Source organism: Gracilibacillus saliphilus, assembly GCF_010994085.1.
Taxonomy (GTDB): domain Bacteria; phylum Bacillota; class Bacilli; order Bacillales; family Amphibacillaceae; genus Gracilibacillus; species Gracilibacillus lacisalsi.
Genome location: NZ_WJEB01000001.1, coordinates 815,591 through 835,727 on the forward strand (window position 1 = coordinate 815,591; position 20,137 = coordinate 835,727).

Annotated in this window: 22 protein-coding genes; 18 read left to right on the plus strand and 4 right to left on the minus strand. The window is 35.6% G+C overall.

The window, feature by feature from the left end; genetic code table 11:
• Positions 1-87 precede the first annotated feature (87 nt).
• The 13 genes from miaB to GHT08_RS04015 all read left to right on the plus strand — a co-directional run bounded on the left by miaB (position 88) and on the right by GHT08_RS04015 (position 14,976).
• A complete protein-coding gene (miaB, locus tag GHT08_RS03955; protein ID WP_163579969.1) occupies positions 88-1,665 on the plus strand; it encodes a tRNA (N6-isopentenyl adenosine(37)-C2)-methylthiotransferase MiaB in 1,578 nt (525 codons plus the stop codon).
• A complete protein-coding gene (locus GHT08_RS03960; RefSeq protein ID WP_163579971.1) occupies positions 1,666-2,085 on the plus strand; it encodes a YlbF/YmcA family competence regulator in 420 nt (139 codons plus the stop codon).
• Between the two features lie 547 nt (positions 2,086-2,632).
• Positions 2,633-3,196, plus strand: coding sequence for an outer spore coat protein CotE (gene cotE / locus GHT08_RS03965; RefSeq protein WP_153834231.1), 564 nt, complete (start codon positions 2,633-2,635; stop codon positions 3,194-3,196).
• A 557-nt stretch (positions 3,197-3,753) separates the two neighbouring features.
• Positions 3,754-6,357, plus strand: a complete 2,604-nt coding sequence (mutS, locus tag GHT08_RS03970; RefSeq protein ID WP_163579973.1) for a DNA mismatch repair protein MutS — start codon at positions 3,754-3,756, stop codon at positions 6,355-6,357.
• Positions 6,358-8,208 (plus strand): DNA mismatch repair endonuclease MutL, encoded by a 1,851-nt coding sequence (gene mutL / locus GHT08_RS03975; protein ID WP_163579975.1) that lies wholly within the window; start codon positions 6,358-6,360, stop codon positions 8,206-8,208.
• A 67-nt stretch (positions 8,209-8,275) separates the two neighbouring features.
• Complete coding sequence (miaA, locus tag GHT08_RS03980; RefSeq protein ID WP_163579978.1) at positions 8,276-9,211, plus strand: tRNA (adenosine(37)-N6)-dimethylallyltransferase MiaA; 936 nt, start codon at positions 8,276-8,278, stop codon at positions 9,209-9,211.
• A 38-nt stretch (positions 9,212-9,249) separates the two neighbouring features.
• Entirely contained in the window at positions 9,250-9,474 is a 225-nt protein-coding gene (gene hfq / locus GHT08_RS03985; RefSeq protein ID WP_018934477.1) for an RNA chaperone Hfq, read from the plus strand.
• 89 nt (positions 9,475-9,563) lie between these two features.
• Positions 9,564-10,817, plus strand: coding sequence for a GTPase HflX (gene hflX, locus GHT08_RS03990; RefSeq protein WP_337747071.1), 1,254 nt, complete (start codon positions 9,564-9,566; stop codon positions 10,815-10,817).
• The gene (locus GHT08_RS03995) at positions 10,814-12,034 is read left to right on the plus strand and encodes a methionine gamma-lyase family protein (RefSeq protein WP_163579979.1); all 1,221 of its coding nucleotides are present in this window, start codon (positions 10,814-10,816) and stop codon (positions 12,032-12,034) included. The genes hflX and GHT08_RS03995 overlap by 4 nt, the downstream gene beginning before the upstream one ends.
• Before the next feature lie 117 nt (positions 12,035-12,151).
• Entirely contained in the window at positions 12,152-12,559 is a 408-nt protein-coding gene (locus GHT08_RS04000) for a MerR family transcriptional regulator (protein WP_163579981.1), read from the plus strand.
• 25 nt (positions 12,560-12,584) lie between these two features.
• On the plus strand, positions 12,585-13,916 hold the full coding sequence (glnA, locus tag GHT08_RS04005; protein WP_163579983.1) for a type I glutamate--ammonia ligase: 1,332 nt from the start codon (positions 12,585-12,587) through the stop codon (positions 13,914-13,916).
• 264 nt (positions 13,917-14,180) lie between these two features.
• Complete coding sequence (locus tag GHT08_RS04010) at positions 14,181-14,492, plus strand: hypothetical protein (protein WP_163579985.1); 312 nt, start codon at positions 14,181-14,183, stop codon at positions 14,490-14,492.
• Positions 14,493-14,667: 175 nt separating this feature from the next.
• Positions 14,668-14,976: a hypothetical protein gene (locus tag GHT08_RS04015; RefSeq protein ID WP_163579986.1), complete on the plus strand. Its 309-nt coding sequence runs from the start codon at positions 14,668-14,670 to the stop codon at positions 14,974-14,976.
• Positions 14,977-15,006: 30 nt separating this feature from the next.
• On the opposite strand, the gene GHT08_RS04020 is transcribed toward GHT08_RS04015, so the two are convergent.
• From GHT08_RS04020 to GHT08_RS04030, 3 genes are all read right to left on the minus strand, one after another.
• Complete coding sequence (locus tag GHT08_RS04020; RefSeq protein WP_337747074.1) at positions 15,007-15,282, minus strand: DUF378 domain-containing protein; 276 nt, start codon at positions 15,280-15,282, stop codon at positions 15,007-15,009.
• A gap of 120 nt (positions 15,283-15,402) precedes the next feature.
• Positions 15,403-15,777 (minus strand): YhjD family protein, encoded by a 375-nt coding sequence (locus GHT08_RS04025; protein ID WP_163579988.1) that lies wholly within the window; start codon positions 15,775-15,777, stop codon positions 15,403-15,405.
• A gap of 71 nt (positions 15,778-15,848) precedes the next feature.
• Positions 15,849-16,088, minus strand: a complete 240-nt coding sequence (locus tag GHT08_RS04030) for a YolD-like family protein (RefSeq protein ID WP_163579990.1) — start codon at positions 16,086-16,088, stop codon at positions 15,849-15,851.
• Positions 16,089-16,320: 232 nt separating this feature from the next.
• Between GHT08_RS04030 and GHT08_RS22545 the strand changes: the two genes are divergently transcribed.
• The 4 genes from GHT08_RS22545 (at position 16,321) to GHT08_RS04045 (ending at position 17,993) form a co-directional block, all read left to right on the plus strand.
• Positions 16,321-16,380, plus strand: coding sequence for an erythromycin resistance leader peptide (locus tag GHT08_RS22545; protein ID WP_163580097.1), 60 nt, complete (start codon positions 16,321-16,323; stop codon positions 16,378-16,380).
• Between the two features lie 57 nt (positions 16,381-16,437).
• Complete coding sequence (gene erm(A) / locus GHT08_RS04040) at positions 16,438-17,169, plus strand: 23S rRNA (adenine(2058)-N(6))-methyltransferase Erm(A) (RefSeq protein ID WP_163579991.1); 732 nt, start codon at positions 16,438-16,440, stop codon at positions 17,167-17,169.
• Positions 17,170-17,381: 212 nt separating this feature from the next.
• On the plus strand, positions 17,382-17,516 hold the full coding sequence (locus GHT08_RS22365; RefSeq protein WP_272953877.1) for a hypothetical protein: 135 nt from the start codon (positions 17,382-17,384) through the stop codon (positions 17,514-17,516).
• 132 nt (positions 17,517-17,648) lie between these two features.
• The gene (locus GHT08_RS04045; protein WP_163579992.1) at positions 17,649-17,993 is read left to right on the plus strand and encodes a DUF898 family protein; all 345 of its coding nucleotides are present in this window, start codon (positions 17,649-17,651) and stop codon (positions 17,991-17,993) included.
• 1,209 nt (positions 17,994-19,202) lie between these two features.
• Here GHT08_RS04045 and GHT08_RS04055 read toward each other — a convergent pair.
• Positions 19,203-19,385, minus strand: coding sequence for a hypothetical protein (locus GHT08_RS04055; protein WP_163579993.1), 183 nt, complete (start codon positions 19,383-19,385; stop codon positions 19,203-19,205).
• A 310-nt stretch (positions 19,386-19,695) separates the two neighbouring features.
• Here GHT08_RS04055 and GHT08_RS04060 point away from each other — a divergent pair, with 310 nt between their 5' ends.
• Positions 19,696-20,025: an HIT domain-containing protein gene (locus GHT08_RS04060; protein ID WP_163579994.1), complete on the plus strand. Its 330-nt coding sequence runs from the start codon at positions 19,696-19,698 to the stop codon at positions 20,023-20,025.
• The last annotated feature ends 112 nt before the right edge of the window (positions 20,026-20,137 follow it).

The following is a 20,137-nucleotide window of genomic DNA, read 5'->3' on the forward strand; positions in this document are numbered from 1 at the left end:
TTCGCTTTGTATTTACACGGTTTTTCCCCTATAATAGATGAAGTAGTTTGTTAAGATTGATTAGGGGTAAGAAAGGAGATAAATAGCATGAACGAAAAACAACGATTAGAAAGTCAACAAATTAACCAAAAGAGTTCGGCGGACGTAAAATCCGATGCGAACGATAATTTAGATCGTTTAAAAAACATGTCAAGCGATGAGTTAATTTCGAGATATTTCCAAACGACTTATGAACCACCAAACATGCGTAAAGCAAAGAAACGATTGAAAAAAGATGTAGATATTCATTATGATTTTGACATTCCATTAGAGATGAGAGCGATTGGTAAAGGGAAAAAATTCCTTATCCGAACTTATGGATGTCAAATGAATGAGCATGATACCGAAGTGATGGCTGGTATTCTTACCCAAATGGGATACACTCCAACAGAAGATACGAATGATGCAGATATTATTTTATTAAATACTTGTGCAATCCGTGAGAATGCAGAGAATAAAGTATTTGGTGAAATTGGTCACTTAAAACCATTAAAAACAGAGAATCCAGATTTAATTTTAGGTGTTTGTGGATGTATGTCCCAAGAAGAGTCAGTAGTTAACCGTATCTTGAAAAAACACCCATTTGTTGATTTAATTTTCGGTACACATAATATTCACCGTTTACCACAACTCATTAATGAAGCGATGTTTGGCAAGGAAATGGTTGTCGAGGTATGGTCTAAAGAAGGCGACATTATTGAAAACCTTCCAAAGCAACGTAAAGGTAAAATTAAGGCATGGGTTAACATTATGTATGGTTGTGATAAGTTCTGTACGTACTGTATCGTGCCATATACTCGCGGTAAAGAGCGTAGTCGTATGCCGGAGGATATTATCCAGGAAGTACGTCACCTTGCCGCTCAAGGATATAAAGAAATTACCTTATTAGGACAAAATGTCAATGCTTACGGAAAAGACTTAGAGTTTGAGTATGGTCTCGGTGATTTGATGGAAGAGATCAGCAAAATTGATATTCCACGTGTGCGTTTTACAACATCACACCCCCGCGACTTCGACGATCGCTTAATTGAAGTACTTGCAAAAGGTGGTAACTTGCTAGATCATATTCACTTACCAGTACAATCAGGTAGCTCTGACATTCTCCGGGTAATGGCGCGTCGTTATACAAGAGAAAGCTACTTAGAATTGGTACGAAAAATTAGAGAAGCCATGCCAAACGCTACATTAACTACTGATATTATTGTTGGTTTCCCTAATGAAACAGATGAACAATTTGAAGAAACGATGACGCTTGTCGAAGAAGTTGGATTTGAAAGTGCTTATACCTTTATTTATTCACCTAGGGAAGGTACACCATCTGCACGTTGGGAAGACAATATTCCAATGGAAGTGAAAAAAGAGCGCCTGCAACGATTGAATGCACTAGTGAACAAGCAATCAGCAGAAGCAATGAAAAAATATCAAGGTGAAACAGTAAAAGTATTGGTAGAAGGCGAAAGTAAAAAAGATCCTGATGTCTTATCTGGATACACTGAGCGCAATAAATTAGTAAACTTTAAAGGACCAAAATCTGTCATTGGAGAAATTGTTGAAGTGAAGATCACGAACACCAAAACATGGACTCTAGATGGAGAAATGGTTGAATCAGCAGTTGAGGTGAAATAAATGGCAAAATATACGAGACAAGAAGTGATTGAAGAAGCACATAAATTAGCTAACAAAATGGCTAACATCGAAGAAATCGATCGTTTTAAGCAATTAGAAGCTAAATTAAATGAAAATAATAAAATTCAAAGCTCGATTAAAAAAATCAAAGCCTTACAAAAACAAGCCGTTAACTTCCAAGCTTATGGTAAGCATGAAGCATTAAAACGTGTGGAAGCAGAAATCGACCGCTTGCAAGAAGAAATTGATGAAATTCCAGTTGTGCAGGAATTTAAGGAATCACAAGTTGTCATTAATGATCTTCTTCAACTTGTAACCAATACTATTGCTAGGGAGATTACAAATGAAGTGATTCGCTCCACTGGTGGAGATGTACTTGCTGGAGAAACAGGGTCTAAAAAAGGACAAAGTCATTGTTAACAATCAATAAAAGCATGATCATCCAATAGAGTTGATCGTGCTTTTTCTGTATGGATGAAAGGAGATAGCGATTGAAGGTTACTTGGATTATCTGAAGGAGAACCAGAAAGTTTCTATAGAGTTTAAGGATAAGAAATACACTGTTACATATTATCCATTTTCCAAAAACCTAACAATTAATATACCGGAACATAAGGAGTATGAGATTTCAGGAAACAATATGGATGGGGTAATTGTAACTGTACACGAAAAATAGTTGATGGGATAAGGTGGATAATTAAAAAAATTCATGAACTTATAATGAAGTTATGAATGGAGAAGATGGAATATTATCTGTGAACCGTTTTGTCAAAATTACTGTAAATAAGCTAGCTTTAGGAAGGGTTGTAACGAATTTATAATCCCTCATTTTACATATGTACACATTCCTAGGCAACTGCATAGGATGAAGTAGGCGCTATGGCTAACATTTTTTATACGAATGAAGGCACTATAGACGAATATCTCGCATATGATGAAATTGAAATAAGAGGGAGGTTATAATTCGATGTCTTATCTAGACCAAGAATACCGAGAAATTATAACAAAAGCGGTCATTGGAAAGGGAAGAAAATTTAAGCAAGAAACGAATACTATCACACCAGCCCATCGTCCATCAAGTATTTTAGGTTGTTGGATTATCAATCATAACTATCATGCAAAATTAGTGAAAAAGGATACAGTAGAGATTAAAGGAACTTATGATGTAAATGTGTGGTATGCATACAATGATAATACAAAAACAGAAGTAGTAACAGAACGAGTAGAATATTGTGATCATGTACCGTTATCGATTCGAGATAAACAACATATTGGTGATGAGTGTGAAGTAATTGCAAAAGTCATTCAACAACCAAATTGCTTAGAATGCAGTATTGATACGAAAGGGAATAAAATTAAAGTGGATGCAGAAAGAGAATTCCTAGTAGAAGTAATTGGTGAAACAAAGATCTCTGTTAAGGTAGATCCTAAAGGTAAAGTCTATGATGATGAAGATTGGGATCTAGCAATTTCAGATGATGAATTCGATGACATTGACCCTGATTTCCTAGACGATCATGAAGAAGAATAACGTATACAGTGTGGGGAATGCTCACACTGTATTTTTTTATTTTTATAGAAAGAAAGTATAAAATCAGCGCAGGAGTCTCCATAATTATTGTTGGCTATGAGGAGGTGTAACAATTCTTGTCAGCGGTAATAGGTTAACTTTTTACAATGGACAAGGTAAAAATCGCTATTAGTAAGGGAAAACAACCTTGTTAGCTCATGCTATCGTTGTAGAGCATGATAATAGCGGAGACCTCCCACTTCCACTCCTGTGGGAATTTTTGGGCTGAAGATCCACTTTTTCGATCGGGTTTTGCTCGAAAAAGTTAGCTGAAGGGCAAAACCCACGAAAAGGGGAGTGGGCAGCCGGAGTGGTGATTAAGCTGTTCAAATATTTCATACTTACTACCAAAGTAATAACGGTCCGGCGAGGATTGCCGGTTTTTCTTATCTTACTCCCTTTCCACTTTTAAAAATAGGGAGAATGATACGGGGTGAGGTAATTTCTTAATTGTTTATCTGCATTCTGCTTCTATGCTATAATGTTACAAGAAATGAAAGATGTTGGGGGATATTAGAATGAGTTATACGCCAATGATACAGCAGTATCTAAAAATAAAAGCAGATTACCAGGATTGCTTTTTATTTTTTCGTTTAGGCGATTTTTATGAAATGTTTTTTGAGGATGCAAAAAAAGCAGCATTAGAACTAGAAATAACACTTACGAGCAGAGATGGTGGCGGCGATGAAAGAATTCCGATGTGCGGTGTTCCATTTCATTCTGCTGAAAACTACATCAAAGCATTAATTGATAAAGGGTATAAAGTGGCAATTTGTGAACAAGTAGAAGACCCAAAAGCAGCAAAAGGTGTAGTCAAAAGAGAAGTAGTTCAACTTATTACACCTGGTACTGTGATGGAAGGGAATATGCTGGATGATAAAGAAAATAATTATTTGGCAGTAGTGACAGAAACAACTGATCAGAAATTTAATCTAGCCTATACCGATATGTCGACAGGTGAAACATTCGTCATGGAAATAAAACGTGGATGGAGTGCGGTGTTAAGTGAGTTATATAACCGTCCTATTAAAGAGGTAGTTGTCGAGAAAGATCTAGCTGCTACATATATTGATGAATTAAAAGAAAAAATGCAACTAACTGTTTCATACGCTAAAGAAACAACACCTGATCAAGCCATAGCTGAACTTGTCAATGATATTGCGGATGACCATCTTAGAAAGACTTGTATGGTGTTATACCAATACTTATACCATACACAAAAAAGGGCAATTGACCACTTGAAGAAGGCTCAAGTGATTGAGCTTGCCGAATATATGACATTAGATATGTATTCTCAACGTAATTTAGAAATTACTTCCTCGTTATTGCGAAAAGAAAAGTATGGCAGTTTATTATGGGTAATCGATCGCACTGTTACGGCCATGGGAGCACGAAAGCTGAAGAAATGGCTAGAGAGGCCATTGCTGACACAATCGTTAATTGAAAAACGACTGGATTTAGTTAACGGTTTCTATGAACAGTTTTTCGAACGAGAAGAAATCAGAGAAGCCTTGCAATCTATTTATGATATGGAACGGTTATCAGGTAGGGTATCATTTGGAAATGTCAATGCAAGAGATTTAATTCAATTGAAGAGATCATTGGCAAAAGTTCCGTATATCAAAGAGCAGTTAAAACAATTTGATAGTAAGGCAGTACAAGCGCTTTCCGATAGGATGGATCCGTTACCCGAACTTTACGAACTTCTTGAAAACAGTATTGCTGAAGATCCGCCAATTTCAATAACAGAAGGTAAGCTTCTCAAGGATGGCTACAATCAGGAGTTAGATCAATATCGAGATGCGTCAAGGAATGGAAAGCATTGGATAGCAGAACTGGAACAAAAAGAAAAAGCTGAAACGAATATTAAGTCGTTAAAAATCGGGTTTAATAAAGTATTCGGTTATTACATTGAGGTAACTCGTCCAAACTTGCCGATGATTCCAGAAGGTCGTTATCAACGTAAGCAAACTTTAACGAATGCTGAACGATTTATTACCGAAGAATTAAAAGAAAAAGAAACATTAATATTAGAAGCAGAAGAAAAAAGTGTTGAATTAGAGTACCAACTCTTTCTTGAGATTAGAGAAAAAGTAAAAAGATTTATTCCTGACTTACAGCAATTAGCAGAAACATTAAGTGAAATTGATGTATTGCAAAGTTTCGCAACGGTAAGTGAGGAGAATAATTATGTCAGACCTAACTTTACAAAAGATCATCATATTTACTTAGAAGAAAGCAGACACCCAGTCGTTGAACAAGTGATGAAAGGTGAACAATTTGTCCCTAACACCATTGAATTGGCTGATGATAAACATTTGTTATTAATTACAGGACCGAATATGTCTGGTAAAAGTACGTATATGCGGCAGTTAGCTTTAACGATTATTATGGCTCAAGTCGGCTGTTTTGTTCCTGCCCAACGTGCCGATCTGTCGATAACGGATCAGGTTTTTACACGCATTGGTGCAGCGGATGATCTTGTATCAGGTCAAAGTACTTTTATGGTAGAAATGCTAGAAGCTAATCACGCCATTCAACATGCTACGAATGATAGTCTCATATTACTTGATGAAATCGGAAGAGGAACGAGTACCTATGATGGAATGGCTCTAGCTCAAGCAATTATTGAATATATCCATGATCATATTAAAGCTAAAACACTATTTTCTACTCACTATCATGAATTAACAAGTTTAGAAGATAACTTATCTTCTCTTAAAAATATCCATGTTAGAGCGGAAGAAATAGAAGGAAAGGTAGTGTTTCTTCATCAGATTCACGAAGGAGCAGCAGATGAAAGCTATGGGATTCATGTAGCACAATTAGCAGGGTTACCAGATAAGTTAATCAAGCGAGCTAATATTATTTTGTCCCAATTTGAAGGAAAGTCGAGCGAGCAATCCTTTTCTACGGTGAAGCAGGAAGAGAATGACTTGGCGATGGAACAAATCTCTTTTTTCGCACCGGAAGAACCTGTTAAAAAGGACGAACCATCAGCATATCAAGCCATTATAGAAAGTTTACAGGAGATTAAATTATTGGAAATGACACCAATGGATGCGATCAATGAGCTCTACCAATTGCAAAAGAAAGCGCAAGGATTAAAGGGGCGAGAATAGATGCAAATCAACGAACTTCCGGATTATTTAGCCAATAAGATTGCGGCGGGTGAAGTCGTAGAACGCCCCGCCTCTGTTGTCAAAGAGTTAGTTGAAAACAGTGTTGATGCAAACAGCAGTTGGATAAAAATCGAGATTAAAGAAGCTGGATTACAAGAAATCAAAGTAACAGATGATGGGAATGGTATTCCTCATGATCAATGTAAGAAAGCATTTTTACGACATGCAACGAGTAAGATAAATAATGAAAACGACCTTTTTCATGTGAGAACACTAGGGTTTCGAGGTGAAGCCCTTGCAAGTATTGCAGCGGTTAGCCGGTTAGAAATTAAAACATCTACAGGCGATGAAGCAGGAACAAGAATGCTTTTAGAAGGGGGCCATATTAAAGAAGAAGGAAGAAGTGATGCCAGGCAAGGTACTGAAATTACTGTTCAGGACATCTTCTTTAATACTCCTGCTCGGCTTAAGTATTTAAAGACTGTTCATACAGAGCTAGGTCATATCACAGATATTATTAACCGCATGGCTTTCTCTCATGCTGATATCCGTTTTGAGTTAACCCATAACGGTAAGCGAATATTTCAAACGACAGGTAAAGGAGATTTACGACAAATTGCAGCTTCCGTATATGGGATGTCAGTAGCAAAACAAATGATTCCCGTGCATACCGAAACATTAGATTACGAAATAACCGGATATATTGCAAAACCAGAAGTCAACAGAGCTTCAAGAAACTATATTACGACCATAGTAAATGGCCGTTTTATTAAAAGTATTGGTCTGGTAAAAGCTATTACCAATGGTTTTCACACCTTTCTTCCAATCGGCAGGCAGCCGGTTGTCGTGCTGAATATTTCGATGGATCCGTATTTAATCGATGTTAATGTTCATCCGACTAAATTGGAAGTACGATTTAGTAAAGAAAAAGAGTTATTTCAAGCAGTGGAAAAAATGATTAAAGATGCTCTTCATCAACAGACGCTAATACCTGCTGGTCAGAAAAAAAGTACTCCAAAAGAGAAATCAGATCAGCCACAATTTGATTTTGACAGACATCAGCCAAGTGCGAATACACCGATGCAGGAACCCTTTCAAGAGAAGTCAGATCAGGACTCATTAGACGATATCGGAATGGTTCGTGAGGCAGAACATATTAGCACTAGTATGACAATAGAAAATAATGAACATAATAGTAGCAATAACTTGGAAGAAGTAGTAGAAGGTAATTCACAAGAACAGCAACAGGTAGTGAATAAAGAAGAGACTCGAGTGCCAGTTATGTATCCAATTGGCCAGCACCATGGTACGTATATTTTAGCTCAAAATGAAGAAGGGCTCTATATTATTGACCAACATGCAGCTCAAGAGCGAATCAAATATGAATATTTCCGAGACAAAATAGGAGAAGTAGATGGGCATGTGCAAGACTTATTGGTCCCGCTAACCTTTGAATTTACGCAGCAAGAAGCACTCTATATTGAACAATATAAAGAAGAGTTACAAAAAGTAGGGTTATTTTTAGAAGCATTTGGCCAAAATGCCTATATAGTAAGGTCACACCCACACTGGTTTCCAAAAGGTGAAGAAGCAGAGATAATCCGGGACATGGTAGATCAACTAATTCAAGAAAAGCAGCTCAACTTGCACAAGTTAAGAGAGGAAGCAGCTATTCTTATGTCGTGTAAACGATCGATCAAGGCTAATCATTATTTAAATACAGGGGATATGCAACGACTGCTAGATGACTTGCGAAAATGTGAGGAGCCTTTTACTTGCCCACATGGCAGACCGATTATTATCCAATTCACTAAGTACGAAATGGAAAAAATGTTCAAACGAATCATGTAAATAGATGAAGAAACAGGTAATGTAAGGTATACTGTAAGAAAGCATAGTCATCATTGGAAGTGATAACATGAAAGAGAAATTAGTAGTCATTGTTGGTCCAACTGCTGTAGGGAAGACGGCGTTATCTATTGAGGTTGCTAAAAAATTTAATGGTGAAGTAATCAGTGGAGATTCCATGCAGATCTACGAAGGCCTAGATATTGGTACAGCCAAAGTAACTGAAGCAGAAAAAGCAGGAATCCCTCACTATATGATAGATATATTAGACCCAGTCGATTCCTTTTCTGTTGCTGATTTTCAAAAACAAGTGCAAGAAAATATTGATAAGATTCAAGAGAAGGGTAAACTGCCGATCATTGCTGGTGGAACAGGTTTATATATACAATCTGTATTATATGATTATCAATTCGCAGCCAGTGAAAGATCTAACGAATATCACGAACAAATTGAGATTGAAATGGAACGTGAGGGAATTGATTCTGTTTATCAGCGATTGAAGCAGGTAGACCCTTTGCAAGCGGAAAAAATACACCCTAACAATAGCCGGCGCCTTATTCGAGCACTTGAAGTCTATGATCGTACAGGTATGACAATGACAGAGTACCAGCAAAAGCAACAGGAAGAATCTCGTTACGATTTTCGCATCATAGGTTTAGAGATGGATCGTCCACTATTGTACGAGCGAATCAATCAACGTGTCGATCAAATGGTGGAAGAAGGATTAATCGAAGAAGTCAGAGGCCTTTATCAAGCAGGTCTGGAGAATACTCAAGCAATGCGAGGTATTGGTTATAAAGAAATACTTCCCTACCTAAAAGGGGAACAAAGCTTGGAAGAAGCAATTAACACTTTGAAAACAAATTCTCGTCGGTTTGCTAAACGACAATATACTTGGTTCAAGAATAAGATGCCTGTAGATTGGTACTCCATTACAGTAGAAACGAAGAATCAGGTTTTTCAAAATATTTTAGCAGATTTAGAAGGATTCTATGAAGAAACATAGAATATAAAAAACATAGAGAAATTAGAGGAGGTACTACCATGTCTCAATCAGTCAATATTCAAGATCAGTATTTAAATCAACTTCGAAAAGAACGTATTCCGGCAACTGTATTCTTAACTAATGGATTCCAATTACGTGGAGTCATTAAAGCATTTGATAATTTTACGGTGTTGCTTGAGACAGAAGGAAAGCAACAGTTGATTTTCAAGCATGCAATATCCACCTTTGCTCCATCTAAAAATGTTACGCTTGATAAGGAATAATGAAGCATGATTGGCGCTATTCTTTCAGTAGCGCCTTTTCTATGCATTAAAACATATGTTGTTGTTACACTAATAAATAAAAATAGTAGGTGATCGCTATCGAGAAAGTATTATTAATTGCTATTATGCATGAACAAAAAGATGAAGAACAATTTTATTATTCATTAGATGAATTAGAAGCTCTTGTACAAACTGCAGAAGGCGAAGTAGTTGAAACAATCGTTCAAAAACGTCCTGCTCCACATCGGAAATATTATGTAGGGGAAGGTAAATTAGAGGAAATTAACCAACTTATAGAAGAGAAAAATATTGATATTGTCATAACGAATGAGGAATTGTCAGGTGGGCAAATCAGGAATTTGCAGGAACAGTTGGATGTGCGCGTAATTGACCGAAGTCAACTAATACTGGACATATTTGCAGCTAGAGCACGTACCAAAGAAGGTAAACTGCAAGTAGAGCTTGCTCAATACGCATATATGCTACCAAGACTGCATGGACAAGGTGCGGATTTATCGAGACTAGGTGGTGGAATTGGTACCAGAGGACCTGGTGAAACAAAGCTTGAGACAGACCGTCGTCATATTCAAAATCGAATGGATGATATTAAAAGACGTTTAAAACAAGTGGTCAATCAACGGGAACAATATCGTGGCAATAGACGTAAACAACAACTATTTCAAGTTGCAGTTGTAGGATATACCAATGCCGGAAAGTCAACTTTGTTCAATAGTCTGACGAAAAGCGATTCTCTCTATGAAGATAAATTATTTGCAACATTAGACCCGTTATCCCGAAGAATGAAACTGCCGTCCAATCTCGAAGTGTTGTTAACGGATACAGTTGGATTTATTCAGGATTTACCAACAGCGCTTATAGCGGCGTTTCGTTCTACATTAGAAGAAGTTCGTGAAGCAGACTTGATCCTGCATGTGATCGATGTCGCTGCACCGAATAGACATGATCATGAAAACACAGTTTATCGATTATTATCAGAATTAGAAGCAGATACTATTACGATTTTAACCATTTATAATAAAAAGGATTTAATTGAAGCAGATGAGTTTGTTCCATCATCCCATCCATATTTGATCATTAGTGCCCTAGAAAGTGAAGATATTTCTGGTGTGAAACAGGAGATCGAAAAATTAATTAAAGAACAATGGACTTATTTCTCAGGTTTTGTACCGGAAGATAAAGCAAGTAAACTAGCAAAAATACGACAATATGCTATTTTGGAAAAACAGACCTATGTAGAGGACAAATCAGGCTATCATGTGGAGGGATTTGTCGATCCGAATCATGCTATTATGAAAGAAATAAAGGAGTTCCATCAAGAATGAATCAATCAATAATTAGGGAAGTCGAGAAACAAATAGAACCAATTTTCCATAAAATCCAAGAGGTGGAATACTATAATCAAGAAAAAGTGTTAAACGCTTTTCGAACACATCAAGTCAGTGACAGTGATTTTAATCCAACAACCGGTTATGGATACGATGATTATGGAAGAGATAAGTTAGAAGCGGTCTATGCTTCTGTATTTGGAACAGAGGATGCACTTGTCCGTCCTCAAATAACCTCTGGGACACATGCGATAAGCACAGCTTTGTTCGGAGTTCTTCGTCCAGGCGATGAATTATTGTATATTACCGGAAAACCATATGACACGTTAAATCAAGTGATCGGCCATGAAAAATTTGTATCGGGATCACTTTCTGATTTTGGCGTACAATATCACCATACGGATTTGAATGATGGTTGTATTGATTTCAAGCAAGTGAAGCAAATGATAAACGATCAGACGAAAGTTATTGCTATTCAGCGATCCAAAGGTTACGATGACAGACCATCGATAACAATAGAGGAAATGGAGAAAGTAATCAAGCAAATTCGCCATTTAAAAGAAGATGTCATTATTTTTGTTGACAATTGTTATGGGGAATTTGTGGAAATGAAAGAACCAACTGATTTAGGTGCAGATCTTATCGCCGGTTCTTTAATTAAGAACCCAGGTGGCGGTATAGCTAGAATGGGAGGTTATATTGCTGGGAAGAAAGCTTATGTGGAAATGGCAGCTAACCGGTTAACAGCTCCAGGAATTGGGAAAGAAGTTGGTGCAAGTATTGGTATGTTACAAGAAATGTATCAAGGCTTGTTTCTTGCACCACATGTTGTAAGTGAAGCATTAAAAGGAGCGGTATTTACTTCTGCTTATTTGCAAAAACTTGGATATAATACAACGCCCACATTTGATGCTCACCGTACAGATTTAATCCAATCGGTTACATTCCATACTGCTGAGCAAATGATTGCTTTTTGTCAGGCAATTCAAAGACAGTCACCTATTAATTCACATGTACTGCCATATCCTGCCTCAATGCCAGGCTATGAAGATGATGTGATCATGGCAGCAGGTACCTTTATACAAGGAGCAAGTCTAGAGCTAACAGCAGATGGTCCGATAAGAGAACCATATACTGCTTTTGTACAAGGTGGCTTAACTTACAATCATGTCAAATTAGCAGTTATCAATGCGGCAAACAAGTTGAAATCATGAGGATTAACGATCAAATTTCGCTGATGATTTTTATGTTAACTTACCTAACATGTCTTGACACTAAATTTACAAAGTGTATAATAGAGTTATAGAAAACAGACGGAAGGGGTGATTGAGATGAGTGATTTAGATAGACGTTCCATGCCCTTGTTTTCTATCGGAATTGTTAAATCACTTACAGGATTAACTGCACGGCAAATCCGATACTACGAACAGCATCAATTGATACATCCATCTCGGACAGAAGGAAATCAACGGCTATTTTCATTTAATGATGTAGATCGTCTATTAGAAATTAAAGAATTAATTGAAAAAGGTCTCAATTTAGCAGGCATCAAACAAGTGCTTGAAATGAAAAGTATGCCGAAAACAGAAAAGTCCGATTCCAATTCCGCTTCAGATGCAAAATCGTCTGAAATATCTGAAAAGGAACTACGAAAAATATTGCATAAAGAATTATTAGATGCTGGCAGATTGGGCAAAACTTCGTTAAGACAGGGAGAATTATCAAGATTCTTCCATTAAAATGATAAAGGAGAGAGTTTACTCAATGGGATTAACTAAAGAAGAGATTAAGCAAAGAATCAAAGAGGAAAATGTCAAATTTATCCGCTTGCAGTTCACAGATTTACTTGGAACAATCAAGAACGTCGAGATTCCATTAAGCCAATTGGATAAAGCGTTGGACAACCAAATGGTATTTGATGGTTCCTCAATCGAAGGTTTTGTACGTATTGAAGAATCTGACATGAAGCTTTATCCAGACTTAGATACTTTCGTTGTATTCCCATGGACTTCTGAAAAAGGGAAAGTAGCGCGTTTTATCTGTGATATCTATAATACAGATGGTACTCCATTTGAAGGTTGCCCGCGTTATAATTTAAAACGTAACCTGAAAAGAGCAGAAGAACTTGGTTTCACTGCCTTTAACATTGGTACAGAACCAGAATTCTTCTTATTCAAATTAGATGAAAAAGGTGATCCATCTCTAGAACTTAACGATAAGGGTGGATATTTTGACCTTGCACCTACAGATTTAGGTGAAAATTGCCGTCGCGATATCGTACTTGAATTAGAAGAAATGGGATTTGAAATCGAAGCATCTCACCACGAAGTTGCTCCTGGTCAGCATGAAATTGATTTTAAATACTCTGATGCTATTAAGCACGCAGATGATATTCAAACATTTAAACTAGTTGTTAAAACTATTGCACGTAAACACGGTTTACATGCTACATTTATGCCAAAACCACTTTTCGGTGTTAACGGTTCTGGTATGCACTGTAACATGTCATTATTCAAAGGAAAAACAAATACATTCTTAGATGAAAATGGACCACTTGAATTAAGTGAGACTGCATATCAATTCATTGCAGGTATCATTAAGCATGCTCTTTCATTTACAGCAGTAACGAATCCTACTGTAAACTCTTATAAGCGTCTTGTACCTGGCTATGAAGCACCTTGTTATGTAGCTTGGTCCGGGTCTAACCGTAGTCCATTAATCCGTGTACCAGCTTCTCGTGGTTTAAGTACACGTGTTGAGGTTCGTAGTGTAGACCCATCTGCTAACCCATACTTAGCACTATCTGTACTTTTAGCGTCTGGTTTAGACGGAATTGAAAATAAATTAGAAGCTCCACAAGCAATAGACCGCAATATCTATGTAATGGATAAAGAAGAGCGTGAAGCTAATGGAGTAAAAGATTTACCTGCTACGCTAGCCGATGCATTAGATGAATTGAAAAAAGACGAAACAATTGTAGAAGCTCTTGGTGAGCACTTATTTGAACACTTTATCGAATCAAAAGAAATCGAATGGGATATGTTCCGTACACAAGTTCACCCTTGGGAAAGAGAACAATATATGTCCAGCTATTAATAAGTGGAACCCCTTGGCACTGTTGGTGTCGGGGGTTTTTCTTTTGTTTAATAATAGTAGTGAATTTTTGTCCACCCACAACAGCACCCACGAGACACCCACAAAAAATTAATCATTGCCTGTTGATGTAATTTGATTGAAGTAAGATTCATATTTTTCCATTGATTGTTTATCGAGTCTTTTGGATATGTGAGAATGAATAATTGTATTAAAAATATACCTTCTGTAGAATAATAGTAAATTAAAATTCAGGGGAGGTATACGATGGACAAGGAAAAATCAAAGTTTATTGCTACTAATACGGATAATTACTTATACGTTCAAGGCCAATCGCTAGAAAAAAGTTTAGACAAGATTAGAATTGATTCTGAGGAAGAGAATGAAATAGTAAAATATAAAACTATTGGGACTATCAGATACAAGGCATTAGGTTTAATGGGTAGTATAGGTGATATGATTTCAACAATAATTAATTGGAATGAGGAAGTCGATACCGAAATAACTGAAGCTAAGAAAAGAATTTTGTTAGAAAAATATATTAATAAAGCTGACGAACACGAGATATTGGTTGAATAAGCAAAAGAAACATAGCGACAATCGACACGCCCAACGATTTCCATCTGATTTCCATAAAAACACTCCTTTTTAAGTATTGGTATTTTATAACATATATGTTATATTGCATCTAATAACTTAAAGCGTTTCATTTATCATTATCATTTCCGAATTTTTCTATTAGGAGGTAATTAATTTGAAAAAAAATAGAAGGTTAGGAGTAGGTAGTCTATCATTACTTTTCTTTATTTTAGCTATCGCAGTGTCGAATACGATAATCAATAAAAAACCTCTCGGTGAACATGTATTTAATTTCCTTCGGCTTAATATACCAGAGAGTATAATCACTATTACCCTGCTCATTTTAGCTGCAACAATTGGGATTAAATTTAAAGATCATCTGTTTGCGAAAATAGGGGCTATACTCTCACAAATAGTATTAGGTCTATTAGTTATCTTTTTAATAATAGATTTTCTACGAAGACTATTTGGATTCTTTTTCTAACCAAGCTTCATCCTTCTTCTTAAATTTTTTTTAGAAAAAAAAGAGGGGGGTTTTTGAAAAAATTTCCCAGTAAAATTTATTGTTAAATTCAGACAGCTCATTTTCCTCTGCAAACTCAGTAGAATAAGCTAAATTTTGACTTCCTTCAATGGCTCTCTTAGACTCATCTGCGAACGATAAGGGTAAACAGCATAAAGCACCGATTCCTACTAATGTGTAGATTAGTCTGGAAAGTGCAGCATCTTGTCCTCCAAATATAGATGCAACCCCCAGTTTATACCACCAATAATTACTAATGCTAAGCAATACGTTGTAGTGTATTCATTTATATCGCCTCCTTTTTTTAGATAGTTATCTTTATCATTAGTTTGTTTTTCCTAGTTATACGATCAATTATAAAAGTTTTTGCAATAAAAAAAGACAACCTTAGTTGCCCGTTTTCAACTTAATTGACTCAAATAATTCCTCTATTATCACCAATACCTTCTTCCGTATAGCCGGATTAAAATAATGCCTTTTTTCCTCTTTACGTTTAGAATAGAAAATATACTCCGTAAACATGTCATCTTTACCTGTCTGTAACACATTTAAATGTTTCATATTCATTTGTTGCTTCAACTCACGTCTTTCCTCAATGGCTTTCTTCTCAATCGATTCCAGCAACTTAATATAAGGTTTGTTAATTTTAAAGATGGTGTTGCTACGTAATGTATCTAAATCCTTCTGGATTACTTCAATGGCCATACTAAAAAATAAAAAACGGCTTGCTATTTTGAATTCCTCATCTGTTATATATCGCATAAAGACAACTCCACAACATTGTTAATGTCTAATAGATCAATGCTGTCTACAATATTGATAGTGAGATTTGTTCATTTGATTTTTTCGATAAAACCTTCAATAGTATGAAGCCTATGATTATTCCAGTAAACTATATCTAATTTCTTTTTAAATTGCATAGCTTCATTTATGGTGATCTGCATTTCATGATACTGATCTTCAGATAAAATAGGTTTATCAATCTTTTGTTCTTCTTCGAAAATTTCATGCAGCATCTCAAGATGTTCAGGCATCATCATTGCAGTCCATTTCTTATTTCCCCGATCAATCATAAATATCACCTCATAACAAGAATGTTTGTTCTTATTAAATATCCAAATATCAAATTTATGCAAATTTACAAAAAAACAAGTCTAAAATTATATAGAGGACAATATTCTAAAAAGTAATCAAAGATGATATAATAAGTTTTATAAGGAGGATTCAAATATGTGCACTAGTATTGCAGTAGTAGATTTTACTTTATCTCTTTCATAATGAAAAGATTGGAAAGGAGATAAAAGTATGGGTATATTTTCTATATTTGTCATTAAATATGTTCATTATCAACCAAATCAAAAATAATTGGTTATAATGAACACTTATGATCAGTTCATTATAACCAGCAAGGAGAAGGTTATAATGAACCAGAAAAAACCAAAAGACACGCAAAATTTTATTACTTCTAAAAAGCATGTAAAAGAAATATTGAATCATACGAATATCAATAAACAAGACAACGTAATAGAAATCGGAGCAGGAAAAGGGCATTTTACCAAAGAACTAGTCAAAATGAGTCACTCGGTTACTGCTATAGAAATTGAAGAAGACTTATGTCGAACCACTCAAAAAGCGGTTGAGCCTTTTCAGAATATAAAAGTTATCCATACAGATATTCTGAAATTTGCCTTCCCAAAAGATGCTGACTATAAAATATACGGTAATATTCCCTTTAATATCAGTACTGATATTGTCAAAAAAATCGCTTTTGAAAGCCAGTCGAAATATAATTACCTTCTCGTGGAGGAAGGTTTTGCGAAAAGGTTGCAAAACACGCAACGGGCTTTGGGTTTGCTGTTGATGGTGGAAATAGACATAAAAACCCTAAAAAAAGTACCACGAGCATATTTTCACCCTAAGCCAAGTGTAGATTCTGTATTGATCGTACTTGAACGACATAAACCATTGATTTTAAAAAAAGACTACAAAAAGTATCACTCGTTTGTTTATAAATGGGTAAACAGAGAATATCATGTTCTTTTTACTAAAAATCAATTCCGACAGGCCTTGAAGCATGCAAATGTCACTAATTTTAATAAAATATCAAAGGAACAATTTATATCTATTTTCAATAGTTACAAATTGTTTCACTAAAGAAAATGTAACGAAGCGTTCTCTAGTTCCTTAGAGGACGCTTTTCTTTTAAGAAAATTTTCAAAAAATCAATCATAAAATCACTCCAGTACAGGAATGTTTGTTGCTATTGTATATCCGAATATTAAGTTTATGCAAATTATACTTTCTGGAAGGAATATAAAGGTGAATGTCGAAAGTAATAGTATATGTCATAGTGGGAGGGTGGTAAAATGCTAAGAAATACATCCCATCAAGACCTACTAAACGGACTAACGAAGGAAGACATTGATCGCATCAATGAGAAATTAGATACACTTATCCAAGAAAGAGAAGAAGGAAAAAGAGGTGCACCTACACAAAAGTAGGTGTTTTTTCTCATGGAAATGTTGTAGAATAATGGAGTTCAATATATAAAATTACTTTTTGAGTAGGAATATAGTCATGAATTGTAGTATTATAGTATTGAACTTATTTCTATTAAAAGGAGAGAAATTAATATGAGCGAAACACAAGAGGTTTTTGTTGCAAAATCAGTAGAGGTTAAATCTTATTTCGATGGTGGTCTTTTACAGTATATTGGATGGAGCATATTAGGTTTCTTAGTTACAGTATGTACATTTGGAATTTGTTACCCTTGGTCCATAACGATGAAATATGCTTGGAAGATCAATCATACAGTCTATGAAGGTAGAAGGTTAAAGTTTACAGGATCAGCTGTTGGTTTATTCGGTAATTGGATTAAGTGGTGGCTTCTTACTATCGTTACCCTTGGCATCTATTCATTTTGGTTATTCATTAAACTAGAACAATGGAAAGTTAAAAATACGAAATTCGTGGATTAATAATATATTTAAGCACCTACCGTATAAGTAGGTGCTAACCTTTTATATCAACAGTTTATTCAATTCTAATACACCCCAAAAATCCACCCCAAAAAATTTAAAAAGGTTGTTTTATCAATCATTTGAACTAAATTTAAAGAGTTTCCTCCTATTAATTTATAATTAGAACACAAGTTCACCCTTGGGAAAGAGAACAATATATCCAAACGTATTAATAACTATAAACCCTTGGCACGGTTGGTGGGTTGGTGTCGAGGGTTTTTCTTATCATGAGAAATGTGCGTTTTTTAGTTGCCCCACAAATGCCACACTTTTTACAGGAGTAATGTCATTAAAGTAAGACTCATATTTTTCCATCGATTCCTTCTCCAATCGTTTAGAGATATGTGAGTATACGTCTGCAGTAATTTGATAACTACCATGTCCTAGGCGTTCTTGAATAAATTTCAGGTCGTACCCGCCTCCATTGGTATGATGAACCGAGACGAGAGAAACCGAAATATTATTGGCGCTAATCCATAGTGAAGTATCTGAAGCACTGGAAGCTGATCGTAAAGAAATCAAGAAGAGTTTGAAAATAATTAGCAAATGTCTGCATTAGAATTTTTGATTTATGCGGATGTAGAAATACTGATCTCGAAGACGCGATTATTTTCAAGAGTTAAATAATACAAGCACGGCAATAAGGAATATTAATTTGAAGACAAGAAAAACCGGGAAAGCCTGCCCGGTCCTGTCCAAAGTAGATATTTTGACATGAATAATAGGCGTAACAACCACTGCGGCTTGCCCACTTCGCTTTCCGTAGGGCATGTCTTCAGATCACGCTGATCCCACAGGAGTCGAAGTGGACGCCTACGCTAAATAACGTTATACATTGTTTTAACGTATGGACATTACGTCTTTTATTTCACATTGTATAAAACCTCAAAAAGTTAGCTGTCACATACGTTGTAGAGCTGCTTATAGCGGAGGCCGCCCGCTTCAACTTCTGTGGGAAATGTGTTACCTGAAGATCCACTTATTCAAGCGGTTTTTGCTTGGGAAAGTTAGCTGAAGGCAAAACCCCACGGAAAGGGAAGCGGGCAGCCGGAGCGATGCTTTCCGTCTACACATCACTTCAAAATGACCACCTATGATACAAAAACACTATCATACCGCTTATTATATACTTTCCTTATAAATTAAAAAAGACCGCTAGAGCAGTCTTTACAAATTATCTTGATGGTTATTCTTTTTCAACTCATTAGAAATTTCAGATAAAATTCTATTCTTTTCTTGCAATGTTTTTATCAAAGTAAGAGCAAACCAAATAATAAAAATAATAGCAGCGATTGATAAAATTAGTGGAATTAGAGTCACAAAAATACCAAAAACATTAATTGTAGTCATTACTTAAATGCACCTCCTATACACTAGGAACATAATAGCATCATTAACTTTATTTAACAAATATAAATGAGGATACAGTATTGGTATAAATCAGGATGGAATAGACCAGGCAATGGAAAAATTTAAAATTATAAGTTATAAGCTCTTTATATGAAGAGAGGAGACTAATTAATCGCAATTTGTTATTTTATGGTATAATTTCAGTATGAAAATTATGGTATTATTAAGATATTCACTTAAACTAACGGGCAAAATTGTTAAACAAAGGAATAGAAATTGTCAAAATAACAAATTATTTTAGGAGGTCATTATGATGGAAGATTTTTATTGTGATGAAGTATTAAGTGGTAAAACCCAAGTCAATAAAGTGTTAGAAACAGAAAATGTTTTAGCCTATCATCATACGAGACCCTTTTGGCCAGTCCATGTTGTTGCAATACCTAAGAGGCATATACCTTCTTTAATTACGTTGAAAGAAAGTGATAACGAGTTATTATTAGAACTATTGGGAGTAATTAAAAAGGTTGCAACGATGGTTACCGAGGAAAATGGTGCATGTAGAGTAATTACAAACTTAGGGGATTATCAGGACTCAAAACATCTACATTGGCATATAGTTTCTGGAGAACCGTTGAGATAGTTATTAAAGTAACAGGGAATGGGGGAAGTTAATAATGAATGATAAAAAATACCATATAGCTTTTGGAGGATATGGTATATGTGTAAATATCCATCATCACGGCAAATTACAA

Coding starts and splice junctions, on each gene's coding strand:
- GHT08_RS03960 (WP_163579971.1), top strand. CDS start 1,666: ATGGCAAAATATACGAGACAAGAAGTGATTGAAGAAGCACATAAATTA.
- GHT08_RS04030 (WP_163579990.1), bottom strand. CDS start 16,088: ATGATTGATCGGGGAAATAAGAAATGGACTGCAATGATGATGCCTGAA.
- GHT08_RS04045 (WP_163579992.1), top strand. CDS start 17,649: ATGAGCGAAACACAAGAGGTTTTTGTTGCAAAATCAGTAGAGGTTAAA.
- mutL (WP_163579975.1), top strand. CDS start 6,358: ATGCAAATCAACGAACTTCCGGATTATTTAGCCAATAAGATTGCGGCG.
- GHT08_RS04010 (WP_163579985.1), top strand. CDS start 14,181: ATGGACAAGGAAAAATCAAAGTTTATTGCTACTAATACGGATAATTAC.
- GHT08_RS22365 (WP_272953877.1), top strand. CDS start 17,382: ATGCTAAGAAATACATCCCATCAAGACCTACTAAACGGACTAACGAAG.
- GHT08_RS04055 (WP_163579993.1), bottom strand. CDS start 19,385: ATGACTACAATTAATGTTTTTGGTATTTTTGTGACTCTAATTCCACTA.
- miaA (WP_163579978.1), top strand. CDS start 8,276: ATGAAAGAGAAATTAGTAGTCATTGTTGGTCCAACTGCTGTAGGGAAG.
- cotE (WP_153834231.1), top strand. CDS start 2,633: ATGTCTTATCTAGACCAAGAATACCGAGAAATTATAACAAAAGCGGTC.
- GHT08_RS04025 (WP_163579988.1), bottom strand. CDS start 15,777: ATGCGATATATAACAGATGAGGAATTCAAAATAGCAAGCCGTTTTTTA.
- glnA (WP_163579983.1), top strand. CDS start 12,585: ATGGGATTAACTAAAGAAGAGATTAAGCAAAGAATCAAAGAGGAAAAT.
- GHT08_RS03995 (WP_163579979.1), top strand. CDS start 10,814: ATGAATCAATCAATAATTAGGGAAGTCGAGAAACAAATAGAACCAATT.
- hfq (WP_018934477.1), top strand. CDS start 9,250: ATGTCTCAATCAGTCAATATTCAAGATCAGTATTTAAATCAACTTCGA.
- mutS (WP_163579973.1), top strand. CDS start 3,754: ATGAGTTATACGCCAATGATACAGCAGTATCTAAAAATAAAAGCAGAT.
- GHT08_RS04060 (WP_163579994.1), top strand. CDS start 19,696: ATGATGGAAGATTTTTATTGTGATGAAGTATTAAGTGGTAAAACCCAA.
- GHT08_RS04000 (WP_163579981.1), top strand. CDS start 12,152: ATGAGTGATTTAGATAGACGTTCCATGCCCTTGTTTTCTATCGGAATT.
- miaB (WP_163579969.1), top strand. CDS start 88: ATGAACGAAAAACAACGATTAGAAAGTCAACAAATTAACCAAAAGAGT.